14 protein-coding genes and 1 other annotated feature are annotated in these 18,055 nt (G+C 36.8%); of the genes, 8 read left to right on the forward strand and 6 right to left on the reverse strand.

What is annotated here, in order from left to right:
* Positions 1–9: 9 nt before the first annotated feature.
* Both RU96_RS06080 and RU96_RS06085 read right to left on the reverse strand, forming a co-directional pair.
* A complete protein-coding gene (locus RU96_RS06080) occupies positions 10–993 on the reverse strand; it encodes a LacI family DNA-binding transcriptional regulator (RefSeq protein ID WP_071864650.1) in 984 nt (327 codons plus the stop codon).
* 12 nt (positions 994–1,005) lie between these two features.
* A complete protein-coding gene (locus RU96_RS06085; protein WP_071864651.1) occupies positions 1,006–2,487 on the reverse strand; it encodes a sucrose-6-phosphate hydrolase in 1,482 nt (493 codons plus the stop codon).
* 292 nt (positions 2,488–2,779) lie between these two features.
* Here RU96_RS06085 and RU96_RS06090 point away from each other — a divergent pair, with 292 nt between their 5' ends.
* Positions 2,780–4,735 carry a sucrose-specific PTS transporter subunit IIBC gene (locus tag RU96_RS06090; RefSeq protein ID WP_071864652.1) on the forward strand — a complete coding sequence of 652 codons (1,956 nt, stop codon included), beginning with the start codon at positions 2,780–2,782 and terminating at the stop codon, positions 4,733–4,735.
* A gap of 387 nt (positions 4,736–5,122) precedes the next feature.
* Here the strand turns inward: RU96_RS06090 and RU96_RS06095 are convergent, their stop codons facing one another.
* The gene (locus tag RU96_RS06095; RefSeq protein WP_071864653.1) at positions 5,123–7,312 is read right to left on the reverse strand and encodes an alpha-galactosidase; all 2,190 of its coding nucleotides are present in this window, start codon (positions 7,310–7,312) and stop codon (positions 5,123–5,125) included.
* 91 nt (positions 7,313–7,403) lie between these two features.
* On the opposite strand from RU96_RS06095, the gene RU96_RS06100 reads away from it, so the two are divergent.
* Positions 7,404–8,198 (forward strand): AraC family transcriptional regulator, encoded by a 795-nt coding sequence (locus RU96_RS06100; protein ID WP_071864654.1) that lies wholly within the window; start codon positions 7,404–7,406, stop codon positions 8,196–8,198.
* A gap of 88 nt (positions 8,199–8,286) precedes the next feature.
* Here RU96_RS06100 and RU96_RS06105 read toward each other — a convergent pair whose 3' ends face one another.
* Positions 8,287–10,278 carry a KUP/HAK/KT family potassium transporter gene (locus RU96_RS06105; RefSeq protein ID WP_071864655.1) on the reverse strand — a complete coding sequence of 664 codons (1,992 nt, stop codon included), beginning with the start codon at positions 10,276–10,278 and terminating at the stop codon, positions 8,287–8,289.
* Positions 10,279–10,561: 283 nt separating this feature from the next.
* On the opposite strand from RU96_RS06105, the gene RU96_RS06110 reads away from it, so the two are divergent.
* Both RU96_RS06110 and RU96_RS06115 read left to right on the forward strand, forming a co-directional pair.
* Positions 10,562–11,011 (forward strand): DUF3290 domain-containing protein, encoded by a 450-nt coding sequence (locus tag RU96_RS06110; RefSeq protein WP_071864656.1) that lies wholly within the window; start codon positions 10,562–10,564, stop codon positions 11,009–11,011.
* An 11-nt stretch (positions 11,012–11,022) separates the two neighbouring features.
* The gene (locus tag RU96_RS06115; protein WP_071864657.1) at positions 11,023–11,658 is read left to right on the forward strand and encodes a DUF421 domain-containing protein; all 636 of its coding nucleotides are present in this window, start codon (positions 11,023–11,025) and stop codon (positions 11,656–11,658) included.
* Positions 11,659–12,235: 577 nt separating this feature from the next.
* Here RU96_RS06115 and RU96_RS12800 read toward each other — a convergent pair.
* Positions 12,236–12,415, reverse strand: coding sequence for a hypothetical protein (locus tag RU96_RS12800; protein WP_143350950.1), 180 nt, complete (start codon positions 12,413–12,415; stop codon positions 12,236–12,238).
* Positions 12,416–12,434: 19 nt separating this feature from the next.
* On the reverse strand, positions 12,435–12,917 hold the full coding sequence (locus RU96_RS06120; RefSeq protein ID WP_071864658.1) for a prolyl-tRNA synthetase associated domain-containing protein: 483 nt from the start codon (positions 12,915–12,917) through the stop codon (positions 12,435–12,437).
* A 70-nt stretch (positions 12,918–12,987) separates the two neighbouring features.
* Positions 12,988–13,222: a binding site (T-box leader), on the forward strand.
* Positions 13,223–13,387: 165 nt separating this feature from the next.
* Between RU96_RS06120 and RU96_RS06130 the strand changes: the two genes are divergently transcribed.
* The 4 genes from RU96_RS06130 to RU96_RS06145 all read left to right on the forward strand — a co-directional run bounded on the left by RU96_RS06130 (position 13,388) and on the right by RU96_RS06145 (position 18,038).
* Positions 13,388–14,035, forward strand: coding sequence for an amino acid ABC transporter permease (locus RU96_RS06130; RefSeq protein WP_071864660.1), 648 nt, complete (start codon positions 13,388–13,390; stop codon positions 14,033–14,035).
* 13 nt (positions 14,036–14,048) lie between these two features.
* Entirely contained in the window at positions 14,049–14,681 is a 633-nt protein-coding gene (locus RU96_RS06135) for an amino acid ABC transporter ATP-binding protein (protein ID WP_071864661.1), read from the forward strand.
* Between the two features lie 42 nt (positions 14,682–14,723).
* Positions 14,724–15,533, forward strand: coding sequence for an amino acid ABC transporter substrate-binding protein (locus RU96_RS06140; protein ID WP_071864669.1), 810 nt, complete (start codon positions 14,724–14,726; stop codon positions 15,531–15,533).
* 90 nt (positions 15,534–15,623) lie between these two features.
* On the forward strand, positions 15,624–18,038 hold the full coding sequence (locus RU96_RS06145; protein ID WP_071864662.1) for a DNA translocase FtsK: 2,415 nt from the start codon (positions 15,624–15,626) through the stop codon (positions 18,036–18,038).
* Positions 18,039–18,055: the final 17 nt, after the last annotated feature.

The raw sequence follows: 18,055 nt of genomic DNA on the forward strand, positions 1-18,055 counted from the left end.
CGTGGCTTTTTAAGTAGTTTGGCCTTGGATTAATTTCACCGGTAAGAGATAATTTGTTTCAAGTTTTTTGTCGGCATCTTTAATTCGTTGGAGCAATAAGTCCACCAAAACATCGGCAAAGTCTGACATCGGTTGGGCGATGGTAGATAATTGAGGAAAATAATTTTGGATAAATTTGGTCCCATCATAACCGATAATTTTTAAATCATCAGGGATGTTTATTCCTAAAGCGTGGGCTTGATTCATTACTAAGATGGCGGTTAAATCGTCAGTACAAAATAACCCATCAGTTTCTTCACTAGTCAAAATCCGTTTAATATCGAGATTTTTCATCGCCGTTGAACGCGCCATACTACGAATTTGGTGAACGATAGGACTTAAATTGTGTTCTTTTAAAAATTGTAAGTAGCCGGCTAAGCGATCATTAGTTGGTGAGGCTGATTCTTGGGAGCCAGTTAAAATAGCAATTTTACGAGCTCCTTTCAAATAGAGGTTTTCAGTCGCTAAGTATCCTCCTTGAAAGTTATCACTCCCAACAATGGGGATGTCATCTGCCAGATAACGATCAAATGAAACAATCGGCATCTGTAATTTTTCATATTCATTAATCCCTAAGTTATGGGCGCCGGCGATAATACCATCGACTTTATTGGCGGCTAACATATTTAAGTAATTACGTTCTTTTTCTTTGTTGTTGGCACTATCGCATAAAATAGAACGATAACCTAATTCAAACAATTTGCTTTCCAAAAGTTCCACCAACTCCCCGTAAAATGGATGAGCGACGGTAGGAAAAATTAAACCGATTAATTGGGTGTTTTTCCCTTGTAATGAACGAGCCAATGAGTTTGGCTGATAATTTAATTCTTTCATTGCTGCATGGACTTTATCAATTGTCTTTTGACTTAAAGAACCATAGTTATTAATGACGCGAGAAACAGTTGTCGGCGAAACACCGGCTTTTTTTGCGACGTCGGTTAGTTTTATTGTCATCTATTTCAGTCCTTATTTTTTCATGGACCGTAAAGGAAAAAGTGTACCTTGCCAGTTTTTATCTGTCATAACAGTTATCGCTGTTGCCGACTTTTCCGGGAAATAGCGAGCGGTTAAAGTTTGTTCACCTTGATTTATAAAGATTTCTACCACAGAAGAATCTACAAAAATTTGTAAATTAAGCGGTTGTTTTGTAATTTCAAATTCTCTTTGTGAACCAAAGGCAGTGGCAAAAGGGTGTTCGCTGTGGTTACGGTCAACTTTCATTTTACCATGCTTTGAATCAAATGAAATGGTTAAGCCATTATTTTTGATGGGGTCATGGAATAAAGTGATTGTACCTTTAGCGTCTTTTGTAAAAGTCAATTTTGCTTCATAACTGTTTGTATGCAGGTCAAAACTTTCAGTAGAAGAAGTGCCCTTTAGTTTTTGCATAGGTGTTGTTTGTAATTTTTTACTTTCTTGGATCGGTTGTTGGAAAAGCACATCTCCTATTAAGTGCAACTCTTTAACTAAGCTTAAACAATGCGCCCAACCTTCTTGATCGGTGGGGTATTCAATTTCGGGTAAGCCGATCCAACTAATTGCTAAAGCACGTCCATCCGGAGCATTAAAAGCTTGGGTGGCGTAAACGTCAAAGCCTTCATCTAAATTTTTTAAAGAACTAGCTCCGACTAAAGTATTCGTAGCTAAATCAAATTTTTCCGCTACCACATACATATTGGGATAGATATTGTCATAGTGGCAAATGTTTTTATCTAAGCCTTGGGGACAAAAAAGTAAAATCGGGCGTCCTTTATAAAAAACTAAATTGGGACATTCAATCATAAATCCCATTTTTTTATCAGTGAAAGATAACGGCCCGATAAATTGCCATTCTTTTAAATCATCACTAATATACGTTAATATTTGACCTTCTTGTTTGGTATTTTGAGCTCCAATCAACATGACATATTTTTCTTCATATTTAAAAATTTGAGGATCGCGAAATTCCTGCGTATAACCAGCAGGTGGACTAGGGATGAACGGAGTAGAAATTTTTGTAATTTCATTGTTTGTATCCATCAGCGCCCCCAATTGATAAGAATGACGCTCCCATTCTTGATCACGCACGTTACCGGTATAAGTCAGCAATAATTGATCACCAAGCGGAAACGCTGATCCAGAATAGACACCGTGACTGTCGTATTTACTGTCAGGTTGAAGCGCTAACCCTAATTCCTGCCAGTCGATTAAGTTATCTGAAACAAGGTGATACCAAGATTTTACCCCATGAACTGCACCAAAAGGGTAAGCCTGATAGAATAGGTGCCATTGATTATTAAAATAAGAAAAACCATTTGGATCATTTAAAAGTCCTGTAACAGGCTGAATATGGTAATTAAGACGCCATTGTGATTGGGCGACAGAATGGAGAAGTTCTTTTTTGTATTCAGTTGACCATTGTTCGTATGGTCGATATCGTTTTTGGGTATTCCAAGTAATCGATTTCATAAATTATGCTCCTGTCTTAAGTAAACGATTTCTAAGCTTATAGTAGAATATTGTGGTTTGTTTGTCAAACGTATAACAATTTTATTTTGACGTCATACTAGCTTTTTTGTTTAATTCTAGTTTATTTGAAGGAAAATGAAAAATATTTTTGATAAACGTTTGACAATTTTGTTTTAGCATGTCATACTAAAGCCAGAAAAAGCGATTACATTTTATTTATCCTTAATTTAATTTTGTATTTTGCACTTATTTACAAAAGGATAAAAACACAATGAACTTAGGAGGAAAAAAGATGGATTACAAAAAAGTTGCTGAAGAGATTACACAGGCTTTGGGAAAAGATAATGTTCTAGCGGCTGCTCATTGTGCAACTCGGTTACGTTTAGTTTTAAAAGACAGTAGTAAAGTTGATCAAAACGCGTTAGATAATAACGACGCAGTCAAAGGTACTTTTGAGGCAAATGATCAGTTTCAAATTATCATCGGTGCAGGGGATGTCAATTATGTCTATGAGGAATTTGTTAAATTGACCGGCACCAAAGAAGCTTCTACCGCCGATATGAAAGCGATTGCTTCTAATGGCAAGAAAAACAATCCTGCGATGGCGTTTATTAAAGTGTTATCCGATATTTTTGTGCCAATTGTGCCGGCCTTAGTTGCTGGTGGTTTACTAATGGCTATTAACAATGTGTTAACAGCACAACATCTTTTTGGGCCGCAATCTGTAGTTGAAATGTTTCCAGGAGTCCAAGATTTTGCAAGTATTATTAACTTATTAGCTTCAGCACCATTTGCCTTTTTACCAATTTTAGTTGGATTTTCAGCGACACGCCGTTTTGGTGGCAATCCTTATCTGGGAGCAGCGATGGGGATGGTTATGGTAATGCCGGACTTAGTCAATGGTTATGGCGTAGCCAATGCTATTGCAGATGGTTCAATGCCATATTGGAACATTTTTGGTTTGCAAGTGGCACAAGCTGGTTACCAAGGTTCTGTGCTACCGGTTTTAGCAGTATCATTTATTTTGGCTAACTTAGAAAAATTCTTTCATAAACGTTTGGCTAATGCTTTTGATTTTACGTTTACACCTATGCTAGCTATTATTATTACGGGTTTTTTAACTTTTACAGTAGTAGGCCCGATTATGCGAGGCGTTGGGGATGGTTTAACATACGGCTTAACGTGGTTATATGATACAACAGGAGCTATTGGGCTTGGGATTTTCGGACTATTTTATTCGCCGATTGTCATTACGGGGCTACACCAAAGTTTTCCTGCTATTGAAACAACATTATTAGCAGATGTCGCAAAAACAGGCGGATCTTTTATTTTTCCAGTTGCTTCAATGGCAAATGTAGCACAAGGGGCGGCAACATTAGCGATTATGTTACTAACGAAAAACGAAAAGCAAAAAAGTTTAGCAACTTCTGCAAGTATTTCCGCTATGTTAGGTATTACAGAACCCGCGATCTTTGGGGTAAACCTTAAATTGAAGTTTCCTTTTATCTGTGGGATGATTGCCTCTGGTATTGCCTGTGTAGTCATTGGTTTGTTCCATGTTTTATCAGTGGCAATGGGACCTGCTAGTGTGATTGGTTTTATCTCCATTGCACCTAAATCAATTCCATTTTTTATGTTGGGAATTTTAGTTAGTATTGTGGTTGGCTTTACGACAACTTATCTTTACGGTAAGAAAAATATGGCTTTATTAGCAGATGAAGCAACACCAAAAGCAGATGTTGCTGTGGCGATTAATGAAGATCCTGCACCAATGAAAACACCTAAAGATGAAGTGTTGGCTTCAGCGGTGACAGGCACTGCGATTGCTCTTGAAAATGTAGATGACCCAGTTTTTTCAACAGAAATGATGGGTAAAGGAATTGCGATTAAACCAAAAGAAGGGATTATTTACGCACCGGCTGATGGGGAATTAACAGTTGTTTATGATGCAAAACATGCTTATGGCTTAATGACGACCCAAGGAGCAGAAGTTTTAATTCATATTGGAATTGATACTGTGAATTTAAATGGAGTGGGTTTTACAACTCAACGGAAGTACGGTGAGTTGGTAAAAAAAGGGGACGTTTTGGGAACCTTTGATTTAAAAGCATTACAAGAAGCCGGTTATGATGATACAGTCATGGAAATTGTCACTAATACACAAGCCTATGCTGCTGTTGATGTCTTAAATAAGACGCAAGTTGTCGCCGGCGAAGATTTATTAGTTGTAAGTGAAGTTCAAAGATAAATTATAGTTATTTCTTATAGAAACACCAAAGTAAAAGCGTAATGAGCCGACCCCCAAAAGTTAGACCGAAAAGTCTAACTTTTGGGGGGCACTTCGTAAAACATACGCGTAACTTTGGTGTTTTTTATAGATAAAGAGATTATAGCGTTTTTATAAGTAAGTCCACAAGGTGTTTTTTAATCCAGCTTTGTAGACGGGATCTCTATGGCAATAAGCTGAATTTTGAAGAGAGTTGAAAATTTCAGCTTATTGCTTGAGAACGGGGAATTAGCTTATTAAGCAAAATTTAAAAACGAGGTTATGACAGAAGCTACTTCTGTCATAACGTTTATTTGGAAAAAGGAAATGTAACAAGACTTTTGTCACATCTCGCAAGTATTTGATATTTTAAACAGTTTTAGTAGACGTAATTTTTTTGAAATGGAAGTAGCATGTTTCAAAATCACCTTTTATACGAGGAATTAATAAGCCAGCATAATTTAACTCAGCTCCGCTAAAAACGGCTTGGCTATTTACTTCTTGATAAAGTGCGTCGTGGTCTAGATAGTAAGTTTTCAAATAGTGTGCTTTTTGTGCAGGTTGGGCTAAACCGTGAAAATAAACGACTAGTGCTTCGTCTTCATTTTTAAATAGCCAAGCACAAGCTGCAGTTTCAGTAGGTAAAAGCAGACGATAAAAGTCGCCGAATTGTAATAACTGGCGGTGCTTTTTATAAAATTTAATTTGTTTTTTTATTTCTGCAAGCGTAGTTTCAGATTGTTGATTTATTGCGAGTTCATAGCCAAAATTACCACTCATCGCAATTAAACCACGTGTTTTCAGCGGTGTAATTCGGCCAACTTGATGATTCGGGACATCAGAAACATGGGCTCCCATCATAATAGGTGGATAAAGATAGCTGTAACCACTTTGAATCCTTGTTCGGCATAGAGCATCAGAATTGTCACTCGTCCACGTTTGGGGCATATACGCCATCATACCAGGATCAAAACGTCCACCGCCACTGGAGCAATTTTCAAATAGAACTTCAGGAAACTTTGTCGTTAAAGTTTGTAAAATCCGATATAAGCCTAAAACATAGCGGTGAGCAATTTCTTGTTGCTGATCCTGCGGTAAAGTAAGGTTGCCCACTTCGGTTAAATGACGATTCATATCCCATTTAATATAATCAATTTTTCCAGTTTGCAAATAGCCAGTCAGCATGTCAATAATAAAATCTTGGACAGCTTCTTTACTAAAATCCAATACCAGTTGTTGTCGTCCTTGGGTTAAGGGATAATTTGGAACTTGCAATGCCCATTCGGGATGTTTATTAAAAAGTAAGCTCTCTTTTGAAATCATTTCTGGTTCAAACCATAAGCCAAATTGTAAGCCTTTTTCGTGAATTTTTTCAGCTAAGCCGGTAATTTTACTCGGAATTTTAGTTGTATTTTCAAACCAGTCTCCCAATGCTTTTGTGTCATCATTTCGCTGACCAAACCAGCCATCATCTAAAACGAATAACTCAATACCTAATTCTTTAGCTTTATCGGCTTGGTTTAATAAATCTGTTTCGGTAAAATCAAAATAATTTCCTTCCCATGTATTTAATAAAATTGGCCGCTCTTTTTTTTGCCAGGTTTTAGGAACCAAGTGCTCTTGGTAAAGATGATGAAATGTTTGAGACATACCGTTAAAGCCAGTTGTACTGTAGACCATAACTGCTTCTGGAGTTTCAAAAATAGCTTTTGGATTTAATTTCCATGAAAAAGTGTCCGGATTAATGCCCATTTGAACTCGGGATGTACCATATTGTTCTACTTCAACTTGGGCGATAAAATTTCCGCTATAGATAAGGTGAAATGCCATTACTTCACCGCTATTTTCGGTTGTGTTCCAGTTTGCCAGTGCCAAAAACGGCTGGTGCTGTGGACTGCTAGTTCCCCGATTAGAATCAATTCTTTGAATACCAGGGTGCAATTTTTGTCGGGTAATATTGGCTTCATTAGTATGGGCACCATTAAGGGTGACTAAATCATAATCACAACGAGGCAAATCTAACATTAAAGAACCAGCATTTTCTAAATAGATAGCTGTATTACTTAAGTTTTCAAAAGTTACACTGCGGGTAATAGCAGATGAATCGGTAAAAATACTGTAGTGTAAGATCATTTTTAGTTGCTGAATTGAATCAATTAATACAATTTCCAACGTCTTAGCTTTTGAACCACGAAGAGTAGGTAACTCTGAAAGTTTAGGTTTTCCGTCATAGATGCGATAGCTTTCATATTCAAAGGCGGTCACATTATTGCCGGCTTGATTAAGAAACTGATAATTTGCAATCCGATAATCGAGGCTTCCTTGAGTGCTTGTTTCTAATGGTAATGTGTTAAGCGAAAAAGTGCGCTCGCTACTAATAGGATTAGTATTAAAACCGCGATCGATAAATTGGGGTGGATTACTTTGATGATAACTTGTTAAAGCGGGCCCAAAGTAGCAATGTTGTAAATACTTGTCTTTTTCTACTTGGAAAATATAACTAATGGAATCGTTGCGTAAGTGAAAACGCTTTTCTTTTTCTTGGTAAATTATTTCCATTCTAATCGCCTCTATTCTCTTTTGATAATAATAAGATATAATAGAAAGATAGCGCTAAACAAGAAAAAATAATTTTGGGAAGGGTAAAAAATTGCAAGAGATAAATCAACGTTTTCATTATATTTCAGATGAAGGATTGCCTTTAATTTATGGGGTGGGAATTGGTTTTGGCGGGCAAGACTATTTTTGGGATGCGCGTCAGCGCAAGGAAAATATGCTCGTATTGCAAATGACGTTAACAGGAAGTGGTCAATTAAAAACACCCGGAGCAATGTTTACTTTAACCCCGGGGAAAGCCTTTTTAGGTGAAATTCCTGGTAATTATCAGTACTTTGGTGATAAATGGCATTTTTTATATTTAGAATTTTCTCCTAATGTTCGCCAATGGTTTCCGCAGTCTATCCAGGTGCTAACTTTAGAAAAAAAGTATCAGCTTGAAATAAAGAATTTGGTATCAAAATTAATTGAATCAGAAGTCGATATCTATTTAAACGCCAAGCTGACTTTTCAACTAGTACTTACCTTGAAAGCGGCGATTAAAAACCAAAACCTTGATCAGTCACCTAAAATGTTAAAAGTAAAAGATTATTTGAATAAAAATTATTCAAATGATTTTTCCCTTGATGATTTGGCACAAGAATTTGGCATGTCCAAATTTCGCTTAATACGGGAGTTTAACTCGGTTTATCAAATACCCCCTATGCATTATCTACAAAAAATTCGCATTAATCATGCGCAAGAGCTCTTGTGGCTAGGTAAAGAAGTGCAGTTTGTCGCAGAAGCTACTGGCTTTTCGAATGCCAATTATTTTAGTAAAGTGTTTCGCAAAGAAGTGGGGATGAGTCCATCTGACTACCGGGCAGGTAAGGAATTTTATCGGCGTTAAAAAACAGTTGCGATTAAAAACAAAAGTGCTCTGAGAAGTTAGATAAAAACTCTAACTTCTCAGAGCACTACAATTAGCGACTGTTTCTTTAATTTTTACGTTCCACGAGTCGGGTTTTCTTGGTGCGACCAATTATAAGAGGTACAGTTTCATATAAGACGTCACTATATTCTAAACCAAACCAGTTTTCTGGGGACATAGTATGTCGTTTAATCAAGAGTTTTGCCTGCATGATCTGACGTTCCCATTTACCTAGTTCCGTATTGTTAGAAAGCTCTTCTTCGATTAAGACAAATTGGAAATCACCGACATTTCGTCCCGGTGTTAAGGAATAACGTTGGGGTTGTTTTGGTAGCCGACCATCTTTCATTAAGTCATGAATAATTTGTCGGACGTAAACATTTACTTCCTGATTGACGCGAAAACCTAAATACAAACGGACAACGACAATAAAATCAGTTTCTAAGGTATCAACAGAAAATTCTTTAGTGTAAGGTTCATCTGTTACGACAACATTTACAAACCAATATGTTTGGGCCCGTTTTGGTCGTTTGTCTAAAATAGAGTAGACGAATTGTTTCCCAATTTCATCATCATTAATATGAGGTACTAGAAAAACCACGTTTGTTTGATACATTGGGATACTTTCATCTTGACGTAAAGCAGCTAATTGGGGGATATATTCTTTTAGATGCACGGTATCCGCTGCTTCTTCTTGAATAATATTGCCCCATTCCCAAATAATCATGACAGCTAAGATAAGTAAAGCAATAATCACAGCGACAAAGCCACCGTGTAAAAATTTCGCGGCACTGGAAATGAAAAAAATCGTTTCAATAGCTGCAAAGAAAAGACTAACACAAGCTGCTAGCAATTTATTGTGCCGTTTTTCTGATAAATAAAAGTAAAGTAAAAGAGTTGTCATAAGCATCGTTACCGTAATGGATAATCCGTAAGCTGCTTCCATATGAGAAGAGGTACGGAAAGTAAGCACGATTAAAGAACAAGCCAACCACAAAATAAAGTTCACCGCTGGGATATACATTTGTCCAATTGAAGATCCGGGATACATAATTTTCATTCGTGGCAATAAGCGCAACTTAATGGCTTCAGAAACTAAGGTAAAAGAACCCGACAATAACGCTTGTGAAGCAATTACAGCTGCAATGGTGGCAAATATAACCCCGAAAACCATCCAACTAGCTGGTAAAATACGGAAAAATGGATTTAATTGTTCAATCGCCTGGATTTTAGGGTCTTGATAAACACTTAATAACCAAGCAGCTTGGCCTAAATAATTTAATAAAAGGCAAACTTTGACATAAGGCCAGCTGACACGAATATTTTTCTTACCGACGTGTCCCATATCAGAATACAAAGCTTCCGCCCCAGTAGTTGCTAAAAAGATATTGCCTAAAATTAAAATGCCCAATTTGTTATCAGGACTAAATAAAAGTTTGATGGCATACATCGGATTTAAAGCGCGGATAACAGATAAATCTTGCCCAAAGTGAAAAAGTCCCATGCCACCTAAAAAGGTAAACCATAAAAACATCGCCGGGCCAAATGCTTTCCCTACCATATCGGTACCAAAACGCTGGACTGTAAATAAAATTAGTAAAATAATTAATGTGATAATTACAATCACATTTTGGTTCATCCCAAAACGATCATAAAAGGCTGGGATGCCCCGTAAGCCTTCAATAGCAGTTGTTACTGTAACCGCAGGCGTTAACACACCATCAGCTAGTAGCGCTGCACCACCAATCATAGCTGGGATAATTAAGTATTTGCTTTTTTTTCGCACCAACGTATACAGCGAAAAAATTCCGCCTTCACCGTGGTTATCGGCATTTAAGGCAATTACCACGTATTTAATTGTGGTTAAAAACGTTAGCGTCCAAAAAATCAGCGAGACAGCACCTAAGATAAAATCTGGATTGAGACTTTTTAAGCCACCGTTTTCTTCGACAATTGCCTTCATAACGTAAAGAGGACTTGTCCCAATATCACCATAGACAACTCCCATCGCAACCAGTAAGCCTGCTGCTGTTACTTTAGACATTTTCTGTTGACTCATTTTTTCCTCCTAAGTTTTGCTAAAATTAACTGAATAAGTTTCAAAAATAAAAACTTTCTCAGTTGGAACTTAGGTCTGGCAATGATGTTTTAGACCAGCGATTTACGCGGGATGTTGATCTAAAACCATAGTCTATCTATGTGCTACTCCCCTAATTAAGCTACATTATCGAGATTTTATAAGACAATGTCAAATAATAGTTGCAGTAAAAATCAAATATATTAAAAATAATTTATCTACATGCTAAAATAAGGAGAAGTAAACAGAGAAATGGGGAGTGAAAATGACTTTTTATGGCATTGATTATTTACAAAATAATGCAGGAGTAAACGATTACATTAAATATGGGTTGATTTTTGCCGCTTTGATTTTTTTAATTTTTGTATTTAGTACATATTTGCGACATCGTCTAGATACAAAATACCGAGATTTGACTATTATCTTTTTATTATTGTTACTTTTTTTACTGGGAGTACAGTATTCTGATTACAAACAAGATCAAAGCAATCATTCGCAGTCTTCCCAGATGGTCCATTTTGTTAAAAGAGTTGCCCAAGATGAAGTGGTTGCACCAGAAGAGGTATATGTTAACAGCACGACTTTGACGGACCAAATGTTAGTTTTAATCGGAGAAGATTGTTACCGCGTTACACTCAGTCAAGATGGGACGAACTTTAAAATGGATGCCGTAGCACTATTAACGGCCAAAGACCAGATTGTGAAACAAAAGTAGGGGGAATAAAGATGAGTTATTATTTACCAATTTTAGCCAAGTTTGCTTTGGGGCTAATTTGTTTAATTTTACAAATTACGATCATGGGAAAAGGCAACCTAGCTCCAACCTCTCCAATGGATCAAGTCCAAAACTTTGTCTTAGGGGGGATTATTGGCGGGGTTATTTATAACGAAGCCATTACTGTTTTACAATTTGTTTTAGTCTTAATTATTTGGACATTACTCGTTTTAGTTTTAAAATTTGCCAAAGAACATAACCGCTGGATAAAACGCGTGATTGACGGGGCACCAGTTACTTTAATTCGTAATGGGGCAGTAAATGTGCAGGATTGTCTGCGAATTGGTATTTCAGCCAATGACTTGATGTTTAAATTGCGTTCTAACGGCATTTTTGAAGTGGAAAAAGTAAAACTTGCGGTCATGGAACAAAATGGGCAATTAAACGTCATCGAATATGGCGCCGAAATGATTCGTTATCCGATTATTGTCGATGGCCAAGCAAATTTCGATTTATTAGAAATAATTGAAAAAGATGTTGACTGGCTAGAAGCAGAAGTAAAAGCCCAAGGGCACGACAAAATTAGTGAGATCTATTTGGGAGAATATTTAAATGGCAATGTCATTTTAACCGCTTATGAAACTTAAATTTAATCTAGATTTAAATTGAAATAAAAGAAAAAAACTGCCTTTATTAAAAAAAGTTGTTTTTAATTTATGAGAAATTTTATTTTTATTAGCGAATAAAATTTCTCATAAAAAGAACAACTTTTAGTGTGATTTAGTTTTTTATCTGGTTATTTTTATCAAAATAAAAATGGTAAAGGTTAGAAAATGTTTGTTATTAATAAGTTTTAAACGGTGTTCTTTTAATAAATTTCTTTTTCAGTGGCAAAGTTATAAAAAATGCAGGTTAAAATCATAAAACCTCTCACATTTTGCTAAAATTCCCGCAAATAAGTGGTAGCATAATTATGCAATAGGCTTAATTGTTTACCACGAGGGAGGAGTAAGGATGCGAAGTCGGAGAAAATTTATGGTAGGGCTGATATTGTTTATGTTAATTTCTGTTATTATATTAGTCGGCGTGTTGTTAGGTGTTTTGAAATATTTAGGATTGGATTTATTGGTATAGTACATATTTTTTTAATACATAAAAAAGCGTTCTCATCTAGAGAGCGCTTTTATTTATACGTTAAGATAAAAGTAGTTGCTAAAGCTGGATTTAAAAAGCTATCAGGTGGAAAACACCTAAACAAACGGCTTTAATTTTGCGAATTTTTTCATTTTTATCATCCAATTGTTCGTAAACTTCGCGAATAGTATCTTTAGTTAATAGATAGAATAAATAGCCGGCGCCACCAGCAATTAATGTGAAAATCAATAAGACCAACATAAGCGTCACTACACCTCGTAATTTCTATTTAAATCGCTACATAAAGTGGTTTGTATCCTAAATGATTTAAAATCTTTTCAAAATCACGAAATTGCATAATCAGTGTCGTCGAATTAATGTTGGGATGAAATCCGACTGTATCTTGTTGGTCGATATCTTTATCAATGACGACAGTGATTTTGTGATCATAATCATTAGGCAAAGCCAAAGGTGTGACCGAACCTGCGGGCACATTTAGTAATTCTACCAAATTTTTTTCCGAAACAAAAGATAGACGCTTTTCATTTAAGGTTTTCGCTAAAGATGTCAAATCTGCTTGTTTTTCATCTGGTAAAATGACCAAAAAACGATGTTCGCCTTTGCGCGGTTTTAAAACTAAATTTTTTACTTGTGGTCCGGGTAAAGTAAAAGGTACATTTTTAACGGATGTAATCGGTTGGTGGTCTACTCGTTGGTAGGAAATGTTTAATTCTTCTAGTAGTTGATAGGCAGCTTTGGCCGTAGCGAACATAAAAAAGACCCCTTTTAAAAAAATAGTTGACAAATTTCATTTCACCTTTTAAAGTTAAAGACAACCTAATAATACGACATCGATAAGAAGAGTAGCAAGTATGTCCATCTAAAGAGAGTCTCTGGCAGGTGAAAAGAGGCGATGACAATTTGTGAACCACATCTTGGAGTTGTTTTTCTGAAATACTAGTAAGAAAATCCGGGTATGCCCGTTACAGCAACAGTCATTGATAGATGACTTATAGAGACTCTTAGCTGCAAAGCAGGAGTGAAATAAGGTGGAACCACGTAATTTACGTCCTTTAGCGCTTGCGCTAAGGGACTTTTTTATTTTGGGATTACTTTTATCTATGGTGACTGATGGAGATTACTTTTGTGAAAAAGTAATAAAAAGAGGTGGAACCGCGGAATTACGCCCTCTGACTTTTATGTCAGAGGGCTTTTTTGTTTACAAAATAAGGAGCTGACGAGATGAATTATTTATTATCTGTTTTACCACAATTATTGTCTGGAGCAGGCATCACTTTAAAATTATTTGGTTTAACTTTACTAGGCTCAATTCCATTAGGGATTATTTTAGCCTTTGTATTAGCAAGCCACTTGCAACCTTTTAAGTTAATTGTGCAGGTGTATGTTTGGATTATGCGGGGTACGCCACTGTTATTGCAATTAATTTTTATCTTTTATGGGTTGCCACTTTTAATGCCAGCGCTGGTCTTGGAGCGCTTTGATGCTGCACTACTAGCTTTTATTATTAACTATGCTGCTTATTTTGCTGAAATTTTCAGAGGTGGCATTCAGTCTATTCCAGAAGGACAATACGAAGCAGCGCAAGTTTTACGCTTAAGCAAAATGCAAACAATCACGAAAATCATTATCCCACAAGTCGTAAAAATCACGCTTCCTTCAGTAGGAAATGAAGTGGTCAATTTAGTAAAAGATACGTCTTTAGTTTATATTTTAGGACTTTCAGATATGATGCGAATTGGTAAAATTGCAATGGAACGGGATACCACTTTGCTACCGTTAGTCGGAGTTGGTTTAATCTATTTGGTGATGACGGGGGCTTTCACATTGATTATGAAAGCTTTAGAAAACAAATTAAACTATTATCGTTAGGTGGGTGAAAATAATGTTGGAATTAAAGAACATCAATAAAGCATTTGGTAAAAAAACTATTTTTGAAAACTTAGACTTAAATATTCCTGATGGGGAGATTTTAGCGATTGTGGGTCCTTCTGGGGGCGGAAAAACAACTTTACTACGTATGTTAGCTGGCTTAGAAAAAGCGGATAGTGGTACTTTTTTACTAGATGGTAAAGCATTTAATCCGATTGCATTAAATGAACAAGAACAAGTTGTCGGGGTTGTTTTTCAAGATTTTCAACTTTTTCCCCATTTGAATGTTTTTGAAAATATTACGTTAGCACCAAAACTAGTTTTGAAGGAAAACACTGCGACTTTTACCAAAAAAGCTGAAAAGTTAGCTGCACAACTAGGATTAGAAGATTTATTACAAAGTTATCCTTATCAATTATCAGGTGGACAAAAACAACGGGTCGCAATTGCTCGTGCTATGGCAATGGATCCGCAAGTTTTGGCTTATGATGAGCCAACCAGTGCTCTTGATCCGGCTTTAAGAGAGCAAGTTGAAAAATTGATTTTATCTTTAAAAAAAGAAGGCGTCACCCAAATCGTAGTTACCCACGATTGGACATTTGCAGAACACATTGCCGATCAAACACTAAAAGTAACACCAAAATAAATTGGAAGTGTTGTAAAAAATAAGGAGGGTGTAAAAATGAAATTGAAAAAATGGAGTACATTATTAACTGTAGTGGCAAGTCTTGGTTTGTTGGTAGCTTGTGGGAGTAAGGAAGAAAATCCCAAAACAAAAGCAAATGAAATTCCAAAAGAAGTAGTCGTAGGGCTAGACGATACTTTTGTACCAATGGGTTTTAAAGACAAAGATGGGAATTTAGTTGGTTTTGACATTGATTTGGCTAAAGCTGTTTTTAAAGAAACCGGACAAAAAGTCAAATTTCAATCGATTGACTGGTCAATGAAAGAAACAGAACTTGATAATGGAACAATTGATGCCATTTGGAATGGCTACTCCAAAACGGCAGAACGAGAGCAAAAAGTCCTTTTCTCCGATACGTACATGGAAAACGATCAAGTGCTAGTTACACCGAAAAAGAGTAACATCACTACGTTTAAAGAGATGAAAGGTAAAATTTTAGGCGCTCAAGAAGGTTCTTCTGGTTATGACTTGTTTACTAAACAGCCAGAAGTGTTAAAAGATATTGTCGCAGATAACGACGCAGTTTTATACGCCAGCTTTAATGAAGCTTTTATTGATTTAGAAAATGGTCGTATTGATGGTTTACTAATTGATAAAGTCTACGCTGATTATTATTTAACGCAAAAAGATCAACTAGAGGATTACAACATTATTAAAGGACCGTTTGAAAATGAAGATTATGCAGTCGGAGTACGAAAAAACAATGAAGCCTTAGCTAAAAAAATTAATGAAGGTTTTAACGCTATCAAAGAAAATGGCGAATTTAAAAAAATCTCTGAAAAATGGTTTGGTGAAGATGTCTCACCCAAATAAAGTGGTTAAAACTTTTAACAGGTAGAACAAAACTTTTGTTCGCCTGTTTTTTTTTGTATAATAAGGAAGATGAAATGAGGGATTATAAAAATGGCACAACGAAAAAGCCAGAAGAAAAAGAAACGAGTAACAAAAAAACAACAGCAACAACAAGAAAAAATGATGTTGGCGGTAATTGGCGCCGCTTTTATAATATTTGCGCTACTTGGTTTATTTAAGTTGGGCTTTTTGGGAACTTTAATTGCTAATTGTCTTAGAATTATTGGGGGGAATACTTATCCTGTATTGGCAATTGCGCTAGCTTTATATGGACTATGGCTAATGGTCAAAACCACAGCGGCAAAATTGGAAAGTTTTCGTCGCTTTTTGGGTGGACTACTTATTTATGCGGGCGTTTTAATGTTTTTACACGCGTTATTATTTCGCAATGTAATTAGTGGTGACCCCAATATTATTAATACAACCTGGGGTGCTTTATTAGGGGACATTCGCACGAACCAAGTCAGTCAAAATGTCGGCGGTGGTATGTTAGGGGCTATTTTGTATCAATGTAGTTATTTTCTAGTATCCCAAATTGGAAGTTATTTCTTTGCCTTTTTATTAGCAAGTGTAGGTTTATTTTTAGTTAGTATGATGAGTGGTGGCGAGCTTTTAGAACATTTGCAAGCTGCCGGTGAAACCTTACAAGAACTTTTAGCCGGTGACCCTGCAAAAAAAGAAGCAAAACAGGCGTTAAAAAAAGCAAGACAAGCAGAAAAGGCTGCTACAAAAGCAGAAAAAATTGCTGCTGAAAAAGCCGCTGCAAAACGGGAATTAGAAAAAAATGCGAAAAATCAAGTTCGACCACAAACAGAAGGTGAAAAACTGGCGGAAACAGCAAAAAGTACCGTTGAAGTTGAACCAGAGCAATTGAGTTTTGTACCAATTGATCATTTTCAAGAAAAAGTTGCTACTGAGCCTGTAACGGAAACGAATAATTTAAACCAGACAACAGAGGCTGAGATACCAGACGACGGTGAAGATTTAGATTTTGAAATTCCAGCCGAAGCAGAAGATCGCGATTATCAACTACCCAATGTGACGTTACTAGACTCACTTCCGCCTACTGACCAGAGTGATGAATATCAAAAAATTGAACACAATATTGGTGTATTAGAACAAACCTTCCAAAGTTTTGGCGTCGAAGCAAAAGTTGTCAAAGCTAGCTTAGGACCTGCTGTAACCAAATTTGAAGTCCAGCCAGCAGTTGGGGTGAAGGTTAGTAAAATTGTCAGCTTAACAGATGATATAGCCTTAGCCTTAGCTGCTAAAGATGTGCGGATGGAAGCACCGATTCCCGGAAAATCTCTAATTGGTATTGAAGTGCCAAATAGTAGCATTAGTATGGTTTCCTTCCGAGAAGTGATTGAAGCCCAACCAGATCATCCAGATAAATTATTAGAAGTACCATTGGGGCGAGATATTTCTGGTCGGGTTCAAACGGCCGACTTAACGAAGATGCCCCATTTACTTATTGCTGGATCAACAGGTAGCGGGAAATCCGTTGCCATTAATGGCATTATCACAAGTATTTTAATGCGGGCTAAGCCCCATGAAGTCAAATTAATGATGATTGATCCCAAAATGGTGGAATTAAATGTTTACAATGGGATTCCGCATTTGTTGACACCGGTTGTGACAAATCCGCGAAAAGCTGCCCAAGCATTACAAAAAGTTGTCAAAGAAATGGAAGAGCGTTACGAGAAATTTGCCGCGGCCGGCGTCCGCAATATCACCGGCTATAATGAAATGATTTCAGAGCGAAATAGTAGTCATGGTGAAAATAATCCGATTTTACCTTTTATCGTAGTTATTGTTGATGAACTGGCGGACTTAATGATGGTGGCTTCTAATGAAGTGGAAGATGCGATTATTCGTTTGGCTCAAATGGCACGGGCAGCTGGAATTCACATGATTTTAGCGACACAGCGGCCGAGTGTGGATGTTATTACCGGGATTATTAAAGCTAACGTTCCTTCCCGCATGGCTTTTGCTGTTTCGAGTGGGACGGATTCCCGTACAATTTTAGATAGTAATGGCGCCGAAAAATTACTAGGGCGCGGGGATATGCTCTTTTTACCAATGGGTGAAAATAAACCGATTCGCGTGCAAGGTGCCTTTATTTCCGATCATGAAGTAGAGCGCGTGGTAGCCTTTATCACTGAACAACAAGGGGCAGAATATGAAGAAAAAATGATGGTCACAGAAGAAGACGAGACTGCAAGTGGTGCTAATGCTCAACCAGAAGATGAGTTATACGAACAAGCCAAAGATTTGGTGGTTGATATGCAGACTGCTAGCGTTTCATTATTGCAGCGCCGTTTTCGGATTGGTTATAATCGGGCAGCGCGTTTAGTTGATGAACTGGAAATGCACGGTGTGGTAGGCCCTTCTGAAGGAAGTAAACCGCGTAAAGTTTTAATTGAACCAGCCCCAACAGAAGAAGTCCCGCAAGATTTAGAGTAGCAAACTAACTTTTTAAT

Source organism: Enterococcus canintestini, assembly GCF_001885735.1.
GTDB classification, from domain to species: Bacteria; Bacillota; Bacilli; order Lactobacillales; family Enterococcaceae; genus Enterococcus_C; species Enterococcus_C canintestini.